This window comes from Petrocella atlantisensis (assembly GCF_900538275.1).
Taxonomy (GTDB): domain Bacteria; phylum Bacillota; class Clostridia; order Lachnospirales; family Vallitaleaceae; genus Petrocella; species Petrocella atlantisensis.
Map to the genome: position 1 here is coordinate 1,642,376 of NZ_LR130778.1, position 20,927 is coordinate 1,663,302.

Genomic DNA, 20,927 nt, shown 5'->3' on the forward strand with positions numbered 1-20,927 from the left:
TCTAAAAAAAATTATACCTAACTCCAGCCTTAAGTGCAAGTCCTTTTAGAATTTCTTTCGAAACCGCTTTCGGTGTTTCGTAAAAAAATATCGCCATTCAAGTGTCTTTTCTGTTAAAAAGAAGTTATCGAAACCGCTTTCGATATTAGTTTACCATCTTCAATATACTTTTGTCAACCCTTTTGTTTAGAACAAAGCAACAAAGTCGCGTTTTGCTTGCAAATTGTTCCGGCAGGAAAGACTTCCTTGAAAACAGCAAAGCAGCAAGCATTCATTTCCCAGTCTTCCTTTCGGACGATCAGACGGAAATAAAACACTTACTGCCATAACAACTCTATTATTAATAAATTAAATGACTTTAAATCTAATATTTGGCAGTACTATATATTGACACTACCAGTACTGACCATGAAGTTCCTGGATGCACCAACTTGAGACCCTACTCACATTCACTGTGGTAGGGTTTCCATGGGACTACAAACAAATTCACACATCTTTATCCTTACCAACACCGACCATGAAGTTCCTGGAGCAGTGTGTGTGGTGAGGCTCATAAGAAAGTAACCTCATGCATCATGTCAGGCTTCAAGACATGATGCTAAAATGAAAACTTTCTTATGAAATTTGTTAGTCAGCATGGATGCTGACCGTCGACTTTTGGTGCAGGACGCACCAATCGGAGGCCGTAGTCATATACACTGTGGAAGGGTTTTCATGGGACCTCTTTACCAAGTTATTCATTTATCGTCACTCACTACTTCAAAATCTCATCCACCAAGCCCATTACAGCCTTCTCAAGCTTCAGTGCCAAAGCATCAGCTTCCGCTTGCGTATTCCCTTTAACACCAAAGTAGAACTTCACCTTTGGCTCCGTACCGGAAGGTCTGACACAGAACCATGATCCATCTTCCAAGTCATAGTATAAAACATTCGAAGATGGTAAACCTGTAGCTGTTACTTCATCCGTCACTAGATCCTTAATCGTATCTTCATTGTAATCCCTAGCACGCACCACTTTTATACCACCTAAAACCTTGGGTGGATTCTCGCGTAATGAAGTTAGAATGTTTTGGATTTTCTCTATGCCTTCAATACCCTTCAAAGTAATCGCCTGAAGGGTTTCTTTATAATAACCGTATTTCTCATATAAATCTATAAGCGCTTCATATAAAGTCTTACCTTTTGATTTATAATAAGCTGCAGCTTCAGCCACACACATGACCGCAACAATAGCATCCTTATCTCTTGAATGAGTGCCTACTAGATATCCGTAGCTTTCTTCAAAGCCAAACTGATAATCATAACTACCATCGGCTTCAAATTCCTTAATCTTTTCTCCAATATATTTAAAACCGGTTAAAGTCTCAAACAATGTAACACCATAATTGTCTGCAATAGCTCTAGCCATATAGGTCGAAACAATCGTAGTAACAACAGCACTATTTTCCGGCAATAGCCCCAGTTCAGCTTTGCGGCCCAAGATATAAGACATCAGAATCATACCAATATTATTGCCATTTAGCGCCTTATAGTCACCTTCTTTTGTTTTTGCAAATACACCTAAACGATCGGCATCAGGATCTGTCGCCATAACCACATCTGCCTTATTCTCTCTTGCAAGATTGAGCGCTAGCTCAAAAGCCTTTGGATCTTCTGGATTTGGATAATCTACGGTTGGAAAACTACCATCCGGTTCCTCTTGTTCTTTAACAATCAGGACTTTTTCAAAACCAATTTCCTTTAGAATACGTCGAACCGGAATATTACCTGAGCCATGAAGTGGTGTGTATACCAAAGTAAAATCGTCGGCTTCCTCTTTTATGACCTTCGGATCGATAATAAGTTTTTTCAAGGTTTCAATATACCTGTCATCTAGAGCTTTATCGATTATTTCATATAGACCTTTTGCCATGGCCATATCTTTATCCATGATTTTTACAGCTTCATAACCTTCTACAAGATTCACTTGCTCTATGATTTCTCCGTCTATTGGCTCAGCTACTTGTGCACCATCTGACCAATAGGCTTTATATCCGTTATACTCAGGTGGATTATGACTGGCTGTAACAACGATTCCAGCTGTACAACCAAGTTCCCTAACAGCGTAGGACAAGTATGCTACCGGTCTTAGTGACTCAAAAACATACCCCTTAATACCGTTTGCTGCTAGTACCAATGCTGCTTCATCCGCAAACTCAGGTGACATGCGTCTTGAGTCATATGCAATAGCAACGCTATTTTCTTCATTGGCCTTCTTCATATTAATATAATTGGCCAGTCCTTGGGTGGCTTTTCTAACTGTATAGATATTCATTCGGTTGGTACCTGCACCTAAAACACCTCTTAAGCCGCCTGTACCAAATTCCAGTTCCCTATAAAATCGGTCTTGTATCTCTTTGTCATCACCTTTTATTTGCCTTAGTTCTTCCTTAGTTACCTCATCAAAATAATCGCTCTCGAGCCATGATTCATATAAATCCATGTACGTCATATTACGCCCTCCTTTTTAATCTCATTGTGTATCTGTATCTTACTATTAAGGAGCTTTTCTCGGTAAAATCACCTGAAATTGCTCTTATTCGTTGCCTGGTTCGCTAGGTTCTAAAGGTACTAATTCTGGTAATACAAGATTCTTGTCTTTACCGTCATCCTCCCAAGAAAATGAAAAGCTAGCTGTCACATAACCTGTTCGTCGTAATGTTATGGTATGGTCGCCCGGTGTATAGGGTGTCGAAGTTGGAATGACCCCTATAAAAGCAGCATCCAAATAGACTTCAGCACCTGCCGGTTCTTGTATGAAAAGAAAGTTAGCTTTCCCCTCAAGATCAATCTTGAATCTGAGATATGCTTGGTTTAGTATTAAATCACCTTCCCAAGTCTCAAAATTCTCTTTCTCTGCTCGAATTCTATAATTACCAAAACTTAGCATACTTGGTTCATTGGACTGTAAAAGTACATCATCAATATAGAGCTTCACATCTTCTTGTGACAATACAAACTCGACTGTTCCAACCTTCGGCTGTGCTGTGCTCAAATCAAGGGTTACAATTTGTCCCTCTTCTACCATAACTTGGCTTACAAACGGTGACATATTATCCTTTGAGACAATAACATCATAAACACCAGCACTGATGGGCATATTCATTTCTGCTTCAACCAATTTACTTATTTTTCGTCCGATCTCAATCTGACCCCCGATAAAGCTTTCATGGTTAACCAAAGTAATTGTACCATGGCCGTTAACCATGATAATGCTCCATACGTGATCTTTGTACCCCTTAACAATGGCCTCATCTGCAGGACTAAGCTCGGTGATTGCAAAAGGAGAGCCATCCTTAGAAGTCACCAGCTCCTCAGTATAGGTATATACCTCGTTACCAATCCTTATGGTACGACTTTCTTCATCCACCACCATATTGCTTACATCTCGTCTCTGCCATGTAATCGCGGTAATTCTTACGTTTTCCGGTTTTAAGGTTTTTATATCATACTTAGTTTCAATCATATCACCCATACTGATTTGGCTAAGTGCAATGTCTGTTCCATACTCATTTTTTATATCAATTGAACTATCCATCGCTAATGTAATCATTTTTAATGCTTCAATATCATAGACCATAAGCTTACCTGATTCACTATCTACATATTTAACAACTGCAATGGCTCTTTCAAATTGACCGCTTGAGGCTTCTTCTTCAATTTCTGTTGGTGTTTCTACTTCCTCCGGTTTATCTTGTTTTTTGTCCTTACCACCCAAAATAAGCGCCAACACGGTTACCCCGACGATTAATATGACGACTGCTACGATACCTATCACTGTCATTCTTGATACAATGTCCACATTTTTCTTCTTCTCAGTCGATCTTTTTCGTTCTGTCATCTGCCACCTCTTATTATTTTACCTTTTAGTAAGGTCATTGTTTAATCCAACCCTCTCAGCAACACACCAGCTTTATTATAATTTTCATTTAACTTTTTCGTCATTACTAAATAGGGTTTATGTCTTATATTATAATGAGTATTCTTTTCTTTTGCAAGTACTGTCAACGCTTCCGGTATTGTCCTGATTGCTTCCAAATACATTCTGCCTTGTGGAACATCTCCACTATGGATACTAAACTCACTTGCCATAAGCAAGGCACTGCTGTACGCTTCATGCCTATGAATATTCAAAGGGTTTATGTCCACCAATGTTCTAGTATGTTCAACGGCCAAAGGGTAATTGCCTTTTTTTATAGCTATATCTTTTAGAACCAAGTAGCCTTCAATTATATATGGGTTACGACGAATCAGATTTTCGGAAAGTGTAATCTGTTGATCTTGATTATCCTCGGTAAGCAAATACTTCCTTGCTCCCTCTGTATGACCTTGATATAGATCTAAAGTCGTTTCATAATTGCCCCTATAATAGGATATTTCAACAATCAAAAAATAAATACACGGCAAAAGCAATAACAGTATTGCAACGTTACTAAATCCCTTTTTTAAAACAAAGTCTTTTCTTTCTATCTCTTCTTTAGTTGTAGAAAAAATTATAATCAATAACCAGATATAAGGAAATTGAAGGGTGATATCCGAAAGGCTATGCAACAATAAAACCATAACCACCAACTTATTCATACCATCATATTTCTTAATAAAAATAATGTAGATCATAAAAGCAGCTAATGTCATACCACCAAGTATACCTATATCTAAAAATGCCTGTAATAGGCTGCTATGAACATATCTAACATGGTACATGGAGCCGGTTTGATACGCACGTTGGGCGTAATAGTAACCAAACGTACCATACCCAAAAGGCCTATCCCAGATCATACGTAATGCATCTTCATAGTACAACAAGCGGGTCTGCCACTCGCTGACTTTAGGCGTCATTTGCGTGAGCCTTCTAAAAACCATCTCTAAGTTTATGAAACCAATAAGCACCTTGCTGATGACAACAGAAAAGCAAAGTCCCATCCAGAAGGCATTATTTAGTTTTTTCTTTATCAACAGATAAACGATTATAAGACATGATATTAGGATGACACTTCGACTCATGGTCATCAGAAGTGTTGTTCCAAGGATACTAAAACCTATGACTTTTTGCCACGTCTTCATCTCAATTGTCAGATATACAAGTATCGCAGAAAACACTACAGCTGCCCAAGTATTGGCATACTGAATCGGGCCTGCCATTCTATGGTTAATGACATAAGAAATTTGATGTTCTTCAAAGCCCAGATAGCTCATAATACCAATCAAACCGCCCACTATTACACTTATCACAAAAACACATTTAAAATACTTCATGAAATTATTGTTATGGACTTGATAAATTAAAACATAAGCCATTACGAGTAAAAGGCCCAAAAATATACCATAAACTTGCATTCCTTTTTCAAGTGCTGTAAAATAAGCCAAAATTTGTAAAGCTAAAAAAAGAAATAAAAACTTACTTGTCATATCTTTTGGTAGGATTAAGCTTCCTTTGTGAAAAAGCCATAAAAACAATAGGATTATGACAATCACATTGGCCAGCATAAGGGTATGATTAAAATAAAGGCCTTGTAAAAACATAAAAACCGTCATCCATATTATAATGGTTATAGATAAGACTTTCATAGGCTAACCCTTATGTATTAGTATTTCTGCTTTTTCAAGAAGCAGCTTTTTTTTATTCATTTCCGGTTCTTCTATTACGATTTCTAATAGTGCTTTTAACAGCATTCCAATTTTCTCACCCTTTTCAACACCTAAATCCATCAGGTCCTTGCCACGTATATTTAGATCTTGTATGGTTAAACAGTGCTTACTTGCCATTAGGACCTCAAAATGTTGTTTCTTAATATCTAAATCATCAAGCCTTGCCTGAAGCTTGTTAGGGGCTTGTGCTCGAACATCTGCCTCCTGAACGGCCAAATAATCCCTAAACGTATCTATACCCATATGAGCGACTGCTTTTCTAAGGGATTTTGCATTGGGTTCAAAACGGTAGTCATGGTAGGCAATGAGTTTGAGAATATGGTTTTTGGTTTTATTATCAAACTTGAGACGGCTAAGTATTGTTTTTGAGAGCTCCACACTGATTTTTGAATGGCCATAAAAATGATCTGTGCCTTCATCATCTGTTGATTTTGAGTAACCTTTTCCAATGTCATGTAAAAATATAGCCCATCTTAGAGCTTCATTTCTTTTTATTTCCTTCAATGCCTTATAGGTATGCTCATCCACATCATATACATGATAGGCATGGTTTTGACTGAGCCCTACACATGGCATAAATTCAGGTATCACATAAGGCATTAGGCCATAATGAACCAGCTTTGATATGTAGTCCGGATTTTTGGAACATAGAATCTTAGTAAGCTCCATCTTAACTCTTTCAGCACTAATTTTCTCGATGAGCTTAGACAACAATGAAATGGCCCTACCGGTTTCGGATTCGATCTCAAAACCGAATCGCGCTGCAAATCGAATGGCTCTAAGCATCCTTAGAGCATCTTCGTGAAAACGTTCATCCGGATCGCCAACACATCTAATCATGCCAAGTTCAAGGTCACGTTCTCCGCCAAACAGGTCTACAAAACCTGATTCTTCGTTATAGGCCATTGCATTAATGGTAAAATCCCTACGCTTAAGATCTTCTTTCAGACATTTTGTAAATGCGACCGCCTTAGGCTTCCTATGGTTTTCATACTTACCATCCACACGATAGGTGGTGATCTCGTAACCCACTTTATTTTTCAATATGGTAACTGTACCATGTTCCAGACCGGTATCTACTGTTCTTGAAAATAAAGCCTTCACTTGACTCGGTTCAGCAGATGTTGTTAGATCCCAGTCCTTAGGTACTTTCCCTATCATTAGATCTCTCACACACCCACCAACTATAAAGGCTTCATGCCCATGGTGATGTAGTTTTTTTAGTATATAATGAACGTCTTTTGGTAATTCTTTATTTATCATAAAACACCTTTTCTATTGAATCGTAATGGCCTCTTTTTGAACGCCTTTTACTTCAAGTTTCTTTAATGTGTCTTTTACACTTGAAGGTACATAGGTTTTTAAAAGCTTCATTTTACCGGTGAAAGTATATGCTATACAAGTTGCAGGTATTAGTAAACTGTCCCCTTTTTTCACTTCTAAAGATTCAAAATCACCCTCTAATTGACCAAAACCCTCAAGAACCATATATATTTCGTAGCTGTTTTCATTCAATTGCCTGTCGGATCCATCTATTTCTATGGTTTCTAAGGCAAAGTATTGGTTCAAGATATAATAAGTATGCTTGGCATCTTCTCTAACGACCGTAGAACCATGAACCGGTAAGGTTGAATATGAATCTAGAAAATCGATGGTCTCTTTGGATTTGTCTATATGAAGGTCCCTACTTTGACCATCAAGGCCTATTCTGTTCCAATCGTAGACTCTATAGGTAGTGTCTGAGTTTTGCTGCACTTCGGCAAGCAAGATACCTTTTCCTATGGCATGAATTAAGCCAGCAGGTATATTAAATACATCACCGGGCTTTACTTCAACCTCATTAAGAACCTGTTCCAATTGGTTGGTTCTAAGAGCTTCTATAAATGTTTCTTGGGTTGTCCCTTTTTTTAGACCAATGATTAGCCTCGCACCTTCATCTGCTTCCATGACAACCCATGCTTCTGATTTTCCAAGTTCTCCGTTTTCTATAATTTTAGCATAAGTATCATCCGGATGTACTTGAACGGACAAATCCTCTTTCGCATCAATGATTTTTACCAGTAATGGAAATTTATTTCCTTTTTCATGACCTTCACCCAGTATATGATGGCTATGAGTTTGCAATAGTTCGCATAATGTACGACCTTTATAAGGTCCTGTTGCAATGATAGAGGCCCCATGTTCATGACAAGCAACTTCCCAGCTCTCCCCTGTATATTTAAATGGGGTTTTTTTTCCATAAAGATTTTTCAGCTTTTCTCCGCCCCAGATTCGTTCTTTTAGGTCCGGCTCAAATAATAATGGTCCCATAGTGCCTCCTTATGCATTTAACATAACTTTTTCATTATTAAAGGATCTTGTAATCATAAGAATCAGTATCCCTGTAATAACAATGGATACAATTGTGGACAGCAAAAACGCATCCATCCCCAGTTGGAACATAAATAATTGCTTAATGGCAAGTACATTGCCCAGTATCGGTATGGCAAATTGCATCAAAGCTGGCTCACCGGTTGTAAACATGGTAGAAAAAGATGCAAACATAACAATCATGTAAATAGGTGATACGTAAGTGCCTGCTTCTTTGACAGACTTTGCCCTAACAGAAGTAATACATATGAGACCTACATACATGCCCACCAGTACCAACATAATAATTAATAATTGTAGATATTGAACGGCTGAGAAGGATAATGATGTAATGGAAATATCTCTCCCGCCTGATAACATGCCCCCAGCGTTTGGTAAGGAAGCCATGATTGCAATAAAAGAACATGCCGCACTGACAAAAGCAACAATTGCAAGACCAATCAGTTTACCCATAGCGATGGTTTCTCTATTAACAGGCGTCATGAGCAAGGTTGCCATGGTGCCTCTTTCTTTTTCTCCTGCTATGGTATCTAAACCAATGCCCATAGCACCGGCAAATAATAATATAGCAATCAGCATCGGTAAGATCATAGAAAGACCAATACCCATAGCTTTGGACTCATCCATAACTTCACTTTCATCATTGGTCACATCCACCATAAAAGCTTTGGCATAATTTTCATTGCCAAATCTTTCTCCTAACATGGCAAGTTCATAACCTTCAAGGAGTTGCATAACAAATCTACTCCTAGCCGGGTAAGAATAATCTTCCGACGGGTTATAATAGGTCTTTATTTCGGGTACCTGTTCAAGTGTTTGATACGCTTGAATTTTCTGGTCAAAATCTTCTTCAAACATAACCACTAAATCTATGTTGCCATCTCTAACGCCAATAAGATCCGCCTCAAAGTCTTCTTGGTCAAAGGTCATCTTCATACCAATTTCTTCTTTTTGGCTTTCGTAATAATCTATAAATGATGCTGGCGCCTCATAGACATGGACAAGGGATTGATGTTGATCTCTGTCTTCAAACATATCTCCAAGCATGATTCCCATGATAGAATACAAGATATAAATACCAACTGCCGGTAATATAAAGGCAGAAAAGACCAATCTTCGGTCTGAAAAGACCCTTTTTAATTCTTTTTTCACTATGACCCACAGCATTACAGTACCTCCTTTACATTTTCTTTATATAAGGCAAAAAATGCATCCTCAAGGTTGGTGGTACTTGTCATTTCTGTTATAGAAGCTATATCCCCATCGGCCACTTTTTTCCCATTAATAATAACCGCTACTCTATCACACAGCTTTTCTGCAACGGTCATGATATGTGTGGATATGATGACTAGTTTACCTTTATTTTTAAGTCCTTGAAGGTATTCTGTTACTGCCTTGGCTGTAATAATATCCAGACCGTTGGTTGGTTCGTCAAATATGACCACTGCAGGATCATGAACCAGACTAACGGCTATCGCCAATTTTTGAGTCATACCTGTGGACAATTCACCGATCTTTTTGTTTCTAAATTCAGTGATGCCAAAGTAATCAAATAATTCATTTGTTCTGGATTTGATTGTCTCAAGATCTAAACCATGAAGTTGTCCAAAAAACTTCATAGTATAATCCGGTGTAAAATGGGTTTCCATCTTAAGTTCGTTGGTTAAAAAACCAATACTACTACGAACCGATTTGGCATCCTTCACCACATCATAGCCTTCAACATTGATTTCTCCCATTGTTGGCTTCAATAAAGTTGCAATGGTGCGCAAGGTTGTGGTCTTTCCTGCACCATTTGGTCCGAGCAACCCGAATATTTCACCTTTATTTGCTGTAAATGAAATGTTATTCACAGCAATTTTTTGTTGGTCTTTAACTTTTTGTTCTTTCATCTGCTTCTTCGTCAAGCGGTACACTTTTGTAAAATTAGTTACCTCAATCATAATATTCCTTTCCTTAATGCATATATATAGGTTAAGGTGTCAAAACTATATCTTAACTCGTGCTATGGCTTCAATCTCAATACTTGCGTCTTTTGGAAGTCTTGCAACCTCAACACAACTTCTAGATGGATAAGGTGCTTCAAAAAAGGTCTCATAAATCTGATTCATCGCTGCAAAGTCATTCATATCTTTCAAGAATACCATGACTTTAATAACATCTTTCATACCTGAACCGGCCGCTTCAACAATCGCTTTCACATTTGTTAATGATGCTGTTGTTTGTTCCTCTATGGTCGTTGGCATCACCCCTGTTTTGATATCAATCGGTAACTGTCCGGATGTAAACAGAAGATCATCTACAACAATCCCTTGAGAATAGGGTCCTATAGCCGCTGGTGCTTGATCGGTTGTAATATTTTTTTTATTCATCATAACCACTCCTTCAAAATTAGTTTTGTTTTGTTTAATTATACAAGAACAAAGCGACTTTGTCGCGTTTTGCGCAACAAAAAAAGAAGCTTTTGGGGAAAGCTTCTTTCTTTTAAATATTATATGAGGGGAGTTTTATGAAATGAACTAACTGCTATCAATGCTATGAAATGATTATAGAACAAAGTTATGGCTTTAAAGTGACCAAGTTGTAAAATAATTATGAACATTTCATTTCATTGTTGTAATAAACGAAATTATTAAGCTATTGAATGAAATATTGGTTTTTCAGTCAATTTCTTCAAAACCCATACTTTCAACAAATGTGCTAAAAGCTGCAAGACCTTGTTGTGTTTGTTTAAAAACGCCTGAACACGCCAGAACTTCTTCAAATCTATTGCCTATGGCTTTCTCTAAGATTTCTTTTGCCATTGCTTCACTACAGGTTAGGCCAACTTCTAAAACAATAGATTCAAACCAAGCATAGTGATGGGGGAGCTTCTTCTTAACCAAATCCATAGAATGTTTACCCCGTAATACTTCGCTTAGTAAAGATAAATCCTGGTCCAGTCTGGCCGGTAACACTGCAAGACCCATCACCTCAATCAAACCAATATTCTCTTTCTTAATATGATGCAGATGCTCATGTGGGTGAAAAATACCTTCGGGATGTCTTTCGTCTCTTCGATTGTTTCTAAGAGCTAAGTCTATCTCATAGCAACCTCGATCATTCATTCTGGCAATGGGTGTTACTGTATTATGAGGTACAGTGCCTTCACTTGTCTCTGTAAATGCAAGTATATTTGCATGAGGATCACTATACCCTTGCCAATGTTTGAATATATCATAGGCTTGTTGAACCAATAATGACTTGTTTCTTGAAGATAGTCGAATCACGGATAAAGGCCAAGCCAATAACTCCAAACATATATCCGGTACATCTGAGTGCTTATAAGATTTTACAACTTTGGCATCCACCATGGGGAAACGATGCCTACCACCTTGAAAATGATCGTGACTTAGGATGGAGCCGCCAACAATGGGTAAGTCTGCATTGGATCCGATAAAATAATGGGGCATACACTCAATAAAATCTGCAAGACGTTTGAAGGTTTGAAGATTAATTTTCATAGGTTCATGGGTATCTTTGAAAATGATGGCGTGTTCATTATAGTAGACATAGGGTGAATATTGTAAGTACCAGGATTCATTATTTAGCTTAAGGGGCAACACACGGTGGTTACTCCTTGCCGGATGATTTAGATTGCCTTCATAACCTACATTTTCCAGACATAGAAAACACTTTGGATAATTGGACTGTGGCTGATGCTTCGCTTTCTCGATATCCTTTGGGTCTTTTTCCGGTTTGGAAAGATTGATGGTGATTTCCATGTTGCCATACTGGGTCTTGGTCTGCCAGTATTTATTTAAGGCGATTCTATCTGTACGTATATAATTGGACATCTGGCTCAAGTGGTAATAGTAGTCCGTGGCCGCCTTAATGCCCTTTTCTTCTTTAACCCTCGTATACAATCGATTAAGTTCAGATTGTCTCGGCATAAGTGTCGCCATCATCTTTGCGTCAAGAATCTCACGTTCTACAAGGCTTTCTTCAACAATACCCAGTAAGACCGCCTCATTTAGAATACCTTCCAGAATTCTCGTCGGTGTCTGATCTTCTATAGTTCCAACCGTACCTTCATAAGGTTCATTCACTTTTAATAATGCCAACAGCTGATTACGTACCAAAGGTACATCCAGAGCTTCAATCATTTTATGATGCAAACCAAATAAAATAAGTTCCTCAATGTATTTCTTAATCGTCTCCATGTATGCTCCTTCACTCTAATATATTTAATCCATATAGCCTTTAGGGTGAGCTTGATGCCAAGTCCATGCTGTTTTTATAATGTCTTCAATGGTATCATACTTAGGCTTCCAACCCAGTTCTTTTGTAGCTGCTTCAGCCGATGCAATCAAAGTTGCAGGATCGCCCTCTCGTCTACTTGTTATAACTGCCGGAATGGGATGTCCTGTCACAGCTCTTGTTATACTTATGACTTCCATGACGGAAAAACCTTGACCGTTTCCAAGATTATAGATTCTACTGTCGCCACCTTTTTGGAGTCTTCTAAGGGCCAGAACATGGGCATCCGACAAATCCGTCACATGGATATAATCCCTGACACAGGTTCCGTCTTTTGTGGGATAATCATCACCAAACACCTTAATTGCCTCCCGTTGTCCATTGGCCACTTGAAGCACCAAGGGAATCAAATGACTTTCGGGTGCATGATCTTCACCAATTAGTCCGCTTATGTGGGCACCTGCAGCATTAAAATATCGAAGGGCTGTATACCGAATGCCATGAGCTTCTCCTACCCACTTTAGCATCTTTTCTACCACCAGCTTTGACTCCCCATATGGATTGGTGGGCAACGTAGGGTCTTCTTCCTTAATTGGAATTTCTTTAGGTTCTCCGTAAGTAGCTGCTGTTGATGAAAAAACAATATGAGGCACTTTATATTCAACCATTTTCTTCAATAAACATAATGTCCCATAAACATTGTTTTCATAGTATTTTAAGGGTTGTGTCACACTTTCACCCACCAAAGAATAGGCGGCAAAGTCAATGACCGCATCAATGTTTTCGTTAGCAAAAACACGATCTAACTCTACTTCATTTCTTAGATCGCCTTCATAAAAGATTACTTCTTCCGGCACTGCTTTACGATGTCCTGTAATTAAGTTATCAAAAACAACCACTGTTTCACCTTCTGCAACTAGAGCTGCTACTGTATGAGATCCGATGTATCCTGCACCACCACAAACTAAAATAGCCATATTGTCCTCCTTAAATCCTGCTTGCACCTTGACCTACACCGGCTACATAAAATGCAGGCGTCAGTCCTGTTAATGTTTCATAATCTTTACCTACTTTTTCTATAAATTGCTCAACCGCTTCTTCCTTAACCAGACTTACTGTACATCCGCCAAAGCCTGCACCGGTCATCCTAGAGCCTATGGTGCCATCAATTTTTCGTGCTTCATTTACCATAGTATCAAGGGCATCCCCAGTTACCTCGTATAGATCTCTTAAAGAATCGTGAGACTTGTTCATCAGAACCCCAAAACGCGATAAATCTCCTTTTTCAAGGGCCTCTTTTGCTTCAAGTGTTCTCAGGTTCTCATATACGGCATGCTCGGCTCTGTTTCTGACCACTTGATCTTCAATTAAATGTTTATTATTCTCAAAAGTCTCACCATCCAAATCACAGAGGTATCTTATATCCAGATCTTTGTTCAAATCAGCAACAGCTTTATCGCACTCGCGACGTCGTTCATTATATTTTGAGTCAGCTAAGCCCCTTCGCATATTGGTATTACTGATAATTATTTTTACACCTTCTAGCTTTAAAGGCACATATTCATATTTAAGTGTATTACAATCCAATAAAATAGCATGATTAGCCTTACCCATACCAACAGCAAATTGGTCCATGATGCCACAATTAACACCAACAAAATCATTTTCAGCTTTTTGGCTCATCTTAACCAGATCCACCCTATCTAGATCACACTCAAATAAGTCATTAATCATTACCGCAGTTAAGACTTCAAGAGAGGCCGATGAAGATAGGCCTGCACCATTAGGTATGTTGCCATAATATAGTACCTCAAAGCCTTTTAGTGATATACCTAAGTCCAAAAATGTTTTGATGACCCCTTTGGGATAATTGGTCCAACTGTCCTCTTCTTTGTACAAAATATGATCCAAATCTACAGTCACCCTTGTATCAAAATTCATAGTGGCAAAGCTTACCTTGTCATCATCCCTTAATCGAACCGCTGCATAAGTACCAAAACCCAGTGCACAGGGGAAAACAAATCCGCCATTATAATCGATATGTTCTCCAATCAGATTCACACGTCCCGGTGCAAAATAGTATCGTATTTCCCCACCTTCACCATAGATGGATTCAAAAGATGCTTTCATGGATATTTTCATTGAACTATTCATACCTGTCTCCTCTTCTTATATCATAATTCTCTTGCTAAGACTCTCGAATCATCAGTCTTGTTTCCAGATACGTTTTTTGGTTTTCTATATCTTTTGTAGTCATCATTTTGTAAATGCGGTTGCCAGCTAGTTGACCAAGCTTTGTCATCTGTTGATCGACTGTCGATAGCTTCGGTTCAGTAATCATGGATATGATGGTATTGTCAAAACCGATAATACGCATATCCTTTGGAACCAAAAGTCCTTCTGATTTGGCACCACTTAAGGCACCCACTGCCATCCAGTCATTACAAGCCAACAAGGCATCCGGTTTTTCACCGGACCGAATATAATCTGCTACAGCTTCTTTAGCCTGTTCCACCGTTTTGATATCATTCCCATCTTTTATTCTAAGAATGCGACTTTCCATACCATGGGCTTTCATGAATTCCAAATAGACTTCTTCTTTAATATCATAGGAATGACTTTTCTTGCCTCGCAAAAAAACTATGCGTTTACATCCTTCTGTTATTAAATATTTCAAGGCCATACGGGCACCACCTTCGCCATCATTTAAAACATAACTACATCCGGTACCTTGGGCATAACCATTAACTAAAAGTAAAGGTACACGTTTGGCAAGTTCTTCAAAATATCCTGATACCACATTTTCTTTTCTAGGGTCAAGAACAACCATGCCATCCACACGACGATCCACTAAGCTATGAATCACTTCCACCTCGTTGGTGGCTTCACCTTCTGTATGACACAAGAAAGTTGTATATCCTTTTTCCTTTAAGATACTATCCACACCTTTGATGACTTCCGAAAAGAAAAGGTTTTCTATAGAGGGTGTCAAAATACCTACTGTTTTTGTCGAATTTTGAATCAGGCTACGTGCTAATAGATTGGGTTTAAACTTAAGTGTATCAACGGCTTCTTCAACTTTCTTTCGAGTTGAAGCTTTAACAGGGTAATTATTATTAATAACCCTTGAAACTGTTGTAATGGAAACACCTGCGGCCTGTGCAACATCCTGTATGGTAGTTCTTTTCATGATTTGCCTCCTTTTAGAAAAGGTTTTCTATTTTTATTATAACATCTGCTTTTTTATTGTCAATATGGAATATAGCATATCTATTGACTTTCAAGCTTGTTTTATTCATAATAAATAGAGATTACTATCTTTGGAGGTTCTTATGAATAAAATTATACTTACAGGTGGTGGCACCGCCGGTCATGTCATGCCTCATTTAGCTTTATTACCTTCTCTAAGGGAAAAAGACTACCATGTGGATTATATTGGCTCCAAACAAGGTATCGAGAAAAAACTTATTGAGAAAGAAGGACTACCTTACTATGGCATAGCTTCCGGAAAACTCAGACGTTATTTTGATTTTAAGAATTTCACGGATCTTTTTAAAATTTTTTTCGGAACCCTTGAGTCCATATTTCTTATACATAAACTAAAACCAAATCTGGTCTTTTCAAAAGGTGGCTTTGTCACTGTACCTGTCGTCTTGGCTGCATGGCTGGCTAAGGTTCCGGTTGTTATACATGAATCTGATATGACGCCTGGCCTAGCGAATAAAATTGCTTCAAAGTTTGCAGTGAAAATATGTACCACTTTTGAAAGTACTTTATCTCATATACCGGCTTCAAAAGGTATTCATACCGGTGCACCCATAAGGGGCGAACTTTTTCTTGGTGAAGGTCAAAAGGGGCATGCATATACGCAACTTGATCATAATAAAGCCATTTTATTGGTAACAGGTGGTAGTCTCGGTGCACAAAGTATTAATGACTGTCTACGAGATAGCCTTATTGAACTGACAAAAACCTTTCATGTGGTACATCTTTGTGGAAAAGGCAATATAGATCATAGCTATGACTACCTTGAAGGTTATCGGCAATATGAATTCATTGGTAAACATATGGCTGATCTGTATGCCATGGCTGATGTTGTCGTAAGTCGAGCCGGTTCAAATACCATTACTGAACTGGTGGCACTTAAGAAGCCCCATCTATTAGTTCCTTTACCTGCTACACAAAGTAGAGGTGATCAGCTTCTTAATGCTGATGCTTTTGAAGCACTCGGCTACAGTATGGTCTTAAAACAAGAAAATCTAACCTCTGAAACCTTAATAGAATCTATTCTCGCTCTACACGAACACCCCCATATTTTTATAGAAAAAATGGCAGAATATGCTTTTGCTGACGGTACCAAGCATATTCTAAACACACTTGAAAGCTTATTGACTTAAAAATAAAGAGAGATTATAAAAAGTACCGGATGCCTATGAATGATTCATGAGCATCCGGTACTTTTCTATGGGCTTATGATGATTAAATTTTTAGATTTCCTTAGAGATTTCTGAAACCAGTTCCAACATCTGATCATCTGAAAATGCCTTGGTTTTCCATTTGAAATTCATGCCATCGTCTTCAAATCTGGGTATCAAATGAAGATGAAAATGCATGACGGTTTGTCCGGCCGCTATCCCATTGTTTTGAAGTATGTTGAGTCCGTCGCACTTTAATACTTTTTTTAATGCTTTTGCAATAACCGTTGCTAAGGCAAACATCTTACCAGCCGTCTCTCCATCCAAATCATAGATATTCTCAATATGCTCTTTGGGTAATATTAATGTGTGACCTTTACCCGATGGAAATTTATCCAATATAACCCGAAACTCACTGCTTTCAAATATGGTTGCTGAATCCAACTCCCCTGATGCAATACTGCAAAACAAACACTTACTCATTTTATGCTCCTTTCATTATACCTTTTCTTAAACTAACTTTATTAGATTCTAGAACGCAAATAATTGATCCAGTTTATACAATAAGGTAAAATTGCCTTTGGCTTTTATCTCACCTGTCATAAAAGCCCTTTGTACTGTCAATCTACCTTCTGTTATTTTTTTCATAATATCATGGTTACAGTTTATAATCACATCGGCTTCTTGATTTGTGCCGAATTTTGACTTTAGCTTCACACTTTTGAAGTCCAGAATAAAACTTTCATTTTTTTTATCCTCTATGACCCAACTGATGATACAATCCGGAAAAGTTTTATCCGGTTTGAATTTATACTCAAAAAGCTCCGGATAAGTTTTTTGTACCAAACCGCCTTTATTTGAGAGACGTTCTTTAAAAAGACTTGCAATATCTTCAATATCTTTCTGTTGCTTTTCTATAAATTCGTCATAATTGGAGATCTGTGATTTTGCTCCGGCTGTTCCTTCAAAAGCAAGCTCTTTTCCTATTGTTTTACCTTCCGGTTCAACTTCTTGTTGCCCCTCATCATTTGGTACATACAACTTTATAAGTACTTTGTTATCTCTGATACTGGTTGGTAGAATACTTCGTTGTTGATTTAATACGCGATAGTAATCTTCCGCTTTTTTATCAATAGCATTTAATAGGTTTTTATCCGTTTCAAGATCTGCAGAATTTTCTATACTTGCACACAGCGTTGTGCCTTCAACCCCACCAAGGATGTCCCAAGATTTCAATAAATGGCTTAAGGCATCTCTTTCATATGCTTGCTTACTAATAACGATACCAAATAGGTAAACACCTTCAAAACAGGCAAATTGACCACTGTCATAACATTTATCCAGAAAACTTTGCATGAGACCACCAATGCCATACCATGTTACAGTTGTTGCAAGTATAACACCTTCTGATTCACTAAGGGCTTCAAAAAAATCTTCCATGTTATAGCCGTCTTGATGCAAATCCAGTCTTTTCACACTGACGTTCAACTCTGTTAGAACGCTACTGACTCTCTCAGCAGCAACTAAGGTTGGATCATTGGCCAAATTATTGCCGCCATAGATTAAGATGACTTTTCTCTTACCGGAAACTCTTGGCTTTCTTTGTTTCAGAATAATTTTCTTTTTTATATGTGGCATTTCTTTTTCTTTTATTGTTGGTGTACTTGACTTTATCGGTATTTTTTCTTCCATTTGCTTCTCAACCTCAGGACTTGATTTAAAACTACTTAAGTCCTTTAGAAGTGCTTCTGATTGAGTGGCACCAACAAATGCTGCTTCACTAGGATGTGGCAGCACAATTTGGCTATAGGGTTTGTCCTGAATATAAACCGTCGTCTTGACGCCGAGATCTTCGCTCTTGACCGGTTCAAGATTATACATCACTCTATGACTTGTAGGTCCAAGAGGGATAATAATCATCGGTTTGATCAATTCAATTTCTCTGTGTAAAAAAGGTGTAAACATCATGATTTCATCATCTAACAAGTTTCTAGATAAGATACGGCCGGTTTTGGCATTAATCTTGTAGGGTCGGTATTTAACCGCATAAGTTAGGTATACATCTTCTCTTTTCATGTCTAATTGCTCTAAAAAACTATCAAAAACTTCCCCTCCACCACCTTCAAAAAAGTTGCCTGTAGCTTCTTCTTTGGCCGATGGACAAGGTGCAATAAACATGATTTTACTGTTTACATTACCATATCCAGGGACGAGACTATGTATGTCTTTGGTTTTTTCAGTAATATGGGCTGAGCATTCTCGCATCAGCTCTTTGATTGCCATCTGCTTCATGTTGTTCTCCTCACAATACATCCGTTTTCTGTGCCGGTTTCAACAATATATGGGTCATCATAATCCCACCGGCAAAGCCACCAACATGGGCTAATATATCGACATTAGGCGTCAGAATCGAGAAAACGATACCAATACCAAACATAACCCAAAGTATATAGCTTGAGACCCCATCAATGGGTTTCTTGATCTTATTGGTCACCACCAATAGACTGCCAATAAGTCCATACACAGCACCACTTGCTCCGGCTGCAACCGGGTACATCCCGGTGATATATGCGCCTGTCAGACTCATCAAAGAACCTAATAATCCGGATCCAATATACACCACCAAATACTGCCATATTTTTAAATAACGCTCTAAACGGTAGCCAAATATATAAAGACTAAACATATTATGAAATAAATGTAGGATGCCAATATGTAAAAACATGGCCGTAACCAGACGGTAATACTCACCGTCTAACACAACTAAGGGAAAACTCATGGCGCCACTCGCAATAAGTGTCTCAAGATCTAGAGAGCTGCCTCTGATTTCCATGTTTACCCAAACAGCGATGTTTATCGACATCAAAACCCAAGTAATCCAGACTGTTCCTTTTCTTGGTTTTAGCTTATAATAGGTCGTTTGTTCATTATTGAGTATTTTCTTGATTTCCTTATCGATATTGAGTATGTTTTTTAGTTGGCGCTTTGGAATCTGTAACTTTCGTGTATTTTCATTAATGAACCAAACCACATCAATAAATCTTTCACTAAGGTCCGGTACAAAATTAAAAGCATCATATAAGACTTGTGTCTCTTTGGCTATAATGAGATTGAGCAATATCACTTTGTCTGCTTCTGTTTTACTAAATTGCTGCATTGTTAATTGCTTATATTCCAGATATCGTTCCGGATCAAGCGCAAATTCCGGTCCAAGCTCTATCACATTGATGAGATACAGATTGCTCTTATCATACATACCATACATAGCCACGTTTTCAATATCTGTTGGAATTTTTTGATATTGTCTATTCTTGAAATAGTCATTAATCTGATTGTATAATTTTTTTTCCATATTCTTTCACCTCTTTTGGTCCTCAATACCTTAATCAATCCTAAAGGTATTAAAAGACCTATACTCATATTAAATGATATTAAGCCAAAGGGCAAGAATAAAGATAACTTCGAGTCACGTTTATTTACTGTCGGAAGCGTAAGGATAGAAAAATCCTAATAAGATATTATGAGTTCTTTGAAATCCATCTTACCATAGTTTAAAAATTCATTATAACTTTTCCATTATTTTTTCATACTTAAAAAGCCAGTCCATTTAGGATATTGGCTACTAGAATTTAGTATATCTAAATTCATCGTCTAAAAACCCCTCATTGGCAATATTGACTCGAAGTCTTGCCATCTTAGTTACTTCTTCCTTTGACCATCCTAGTGGACGACTACTTAATCTTGAAGATAGGAGATGGCTCACTTAACCTTCAGCACTACAGCCCATCCTTGGAAATTCATCATTATTAAATCTTATTATGTCTTCCCAGTGATTGCTTATGTATACCCTATTCTTATCTGTTCTCTTCTACTCTCGCTATCTGAGCACTCGAGGGCCATGTGAAAACTTTATTGACTGCTTTTTTATCTTCATATCTTATATCATCATTGATTGCCCTTCTTGTATCTGATGCTGAATCACCAAGATGACCTATAGCTCTTATAATTGCTTTGTTTAGATGGAATTTATCAAGGCAAAAAGACACTTTGTCCCAACACATCCACTCCTAGTTTTATCCACGATGCGCCATCTCCCATGATGTATCTTTCTTTATCCGACAGTATTTTACGTTAACGTTAACTTCTAACGTTTTCAAAATATAAGAGTCCTTTTATGATTTAAAGATTACTGGTTTATTCTAAAAAAAAGAGCTT

General features: G+C 37.9%; 17 protein-coding genes. 1 reads left to right on the forward strand and 16 read right to left on the reverse strand.

Going from position 1 to position 20,927, the window contains the following annotated elements; translation table 11 throughout:
- Positions 1 to 754 precede the first annotated feature (754 nt).
- The 12 genes from PATL70BA_RS07680 to PATL70BA_RS07735 all read right to left on the reverse strand — a co-directional run bounded on the left by PATL70BA_RS07680 (position 755) and on the right by PATL70BA_RS07735 (position 15,487).
- Positions 755 to 2,491 carry a phospho-sugar mutase gene (locus PATL70BA_RS07680; protein ID WP_125136825.1) on the reverse strand — a complete coding sequence of 579 codons (1,737 nt, stop codon included), beginning with the start codon at positions 2,489 to 2,491 and terminating at the stop codon, positions 755 to 757.
- A gap of 84 nt (positions 2,492 to 2,575) precedes the next feature.
- Positions 2,576 to 3,880 carry a PEGA domain-containing protein gene (locus PATL70BA_RS07685; RefSeq protein ID WP_125136826.1) on the reverse strand — a complete coding sequence of 435 codons (1,305 nt, stop codon included), beginning with the start codon at positions 3,878 to 3,880 and terminating at the stop codon, positions 2,576 to 2,578.
- 41 nt (positions 3,881 to 3,921) lie between these two features.
- Complete coding sequence (locus tag PATL70BA_RS07690) at positions 3,922 to 5,562, reverse strand: O-antigen ligase family protein (protein WP_172596163.1); 1,641 nt, start codon at positions 5,560 to 5,562, stop codon at positions 3,922 to 3,924.
- A 48-nt stretch (positions 5,563 to 5,610) separates the two neighbouring features.
- Complete coding sequence (locus PATL70BA_RS07695) at positions 5,611 to 6,951, reverse strand: CCA tRNA nucleotidyltransferase (protein ID WP_243115991.1); 1,341 nt, start codon at positions 6,949 to 6,951, stop codon at positions 5,611 to 5,613.
- A gap of 12 nt (positions 6,952 to 6,963) precedes the next feature.
- On the reverse strand, positions 6,964 to 7,998 hold the full coding sequence (locus tag PATL70BA_RS07700; RefSeq protein WP_125136828.1) for a type I phosphomannose isomerase catalytic subunit: 1,035 nt from the start codon (positions 7,996 to 7,998) through the stop codon (positions 6,964 to 6,966).
- Between the two features lie 9 nt (positions 7,999 to 8,007).
- Positions 8,008 to 9,225: an ABC transporter permease gene (locus PATL70BA_RS07705; protein WP_125136829.1), complete on the reverse strand. Its 1,218-nt coding sequence runs from the start codon at positions 9,223 to 9,225 to the stop codon at positions 8,008 to 8,010.
- Positions 9,225 to 10,001, reverse strand: coding sequence for an ABC transporter ATP-binding protein (locus PATL70BA_RS07710; protein ID WP_125136830.1), 777 nt, complete (start codon positions 9,999 to 10,001; stop codon positions 9,225 to 9,227). Before PATL70BA_RS07710 ends, PATL70BA_RS07705 begins: the two co-directional genes overlap by 1 nt.
- A gap of 45 nt (positions 10,002 to 10,046) precedes the next feature.
- Positions 10,047 to 10,430, reverse strand: coding sequence for a RidA family protein (locus PATL70BA_RS07715; RefSeq protein ID WP_125138442.1), 384 nt, complete (start codon positions 10,428 to 10,430; stop codon positions 10,047 to 10,049).
- 288 nt (positions 10,431 to 10,718) lie between these two features.
- Positions 10,719 to 12,260, reverse strand: coding sequence for a UDP-glucose--hexose-1-phosphate uridylyltransferase (locus PATL70BA_RS07720; RefSeq protein ID WP_125136831.1), 1,542 nt, complete (start codon positions 12,258 to 12,260; stop codon positions 10,719 to 10,721).
- Positions 12,261 to 12,284: 24 nt separating this feature from the next.
- On the reverse strand, positions 12,285 to 13,274 hold the full coding sequence (galE, locus tag PATL70BA_RS07725; protein WP_125136832.1) for a UDP-glucose 4-epimerase GalE: 990 nt from the start codon (positions 13,272 to 13,274) through the stop codon (positions 12,285 to 12,287).
- Positions 13,275 to 13,284: 10 nt separating this feature from the next.
- Positions 13,285 to 14,451, reverse strand: coding sequence for a galactokinase (locus tag PATL70BA_RS07730; RefSeq protein ID WP_243115992.1), 1,167 nt, complete (start codon positions 14,449 to 14,451; stop codon positions 13,285 to 13,287).
- Positions 14,452 to 14,485: 34 nt separating this feature from the next.
- A complete protein-coding gene (locus PATL70BA_RS07735) occupies positions 14,486 to 15,487 on the reverse strand; it encodes a LacI family DNA-binding transcriptional regulator (RefSeq protein WP_125136833.1) in 1,002 nt (333 codons plus the stop codon).
- 142 nt (positions 15,488 to 15,629) lie between these two features.
- On the opposite strand from PATL70BA_RS07735, the gene PATL70BA_RS07740 reads away from it, so the two are divergent.
- Positions 15,630 to 16,694 carry an undecaprenyldiphospho-muramoylpentapeptide beta-N-acetylglucosaminyltransferase gene (locus tag PATL70BA_RS07740; protein ID WP_125136834.1) on the forward strand — a complete coding sequence of 355 codons (1,065 nt, stop codon included), beginning with the start codon at positions 15,630 to 15,632 and terminating at the stop codon, positions 16,692 to 16,694.
- Positions 16,695 to 16,784: 90 nt separating this feature from the next.
- Here PATL70BA_RS07740 and PATL70BA_RS07745 read toward each other — a convergent pair whose 3' ends face one another.
- From PATL70BA_RS07745 to PATL70BA_RS07760, 4 genes are all read right to left on the reverse strand, one after another.
- Complete coding sequence (locus PATL70BA_RS07745; protein ID WP_125136835.1) at positions 16,785 to 17,195, reverse strand: HIT family protein; 411 nt, start codon at positions 17,193 to 17,195, stop codon at positions 16,785 to 16,787.
- Positions 17,196 to 17,243: 48 nt separating this feature from the next.
- Positions 17,244 to 19,004, reverse strand: coding sequence for a uracil-DNA glycosylase family protein (locus tag PATL70BA_RS07750; RefSeq protein WP_172596164.1), 1,761 nt, complete (start codon positions 19,002 to 19,004; stop codon positions 17,244 to 17,246).
- Positions 19,005 to 19,014: 10 nt separating this feature from the next.
- Complete coding sequence (locus PATL70BA_RS07755) at positions 19,015 to 20,064, reverse strand: rhomboid family intramembrane serine protease (protein WP_125136837.1); 1,050 nt, start codon at positions 20,062 to 20,064, stop codon at positions 19,015 to 19,017.
- A 502-nt stretch (positions 20,065 to 20,566) separates the two neighbouring features.
- Complete coding sequence (locus tag PATL70BA_RS07760) at positions 20,567 to 20,773, reverse strand: hypothetical protein (protein ID WP_125136838.1); 207 nt, start codon at positions 20,771 to 20,773, stop codon at positions 20,567 to 20,569.
- Between the last annotated feature and the right edge of the window lie 154 nt (positions 20,774 to 20,927).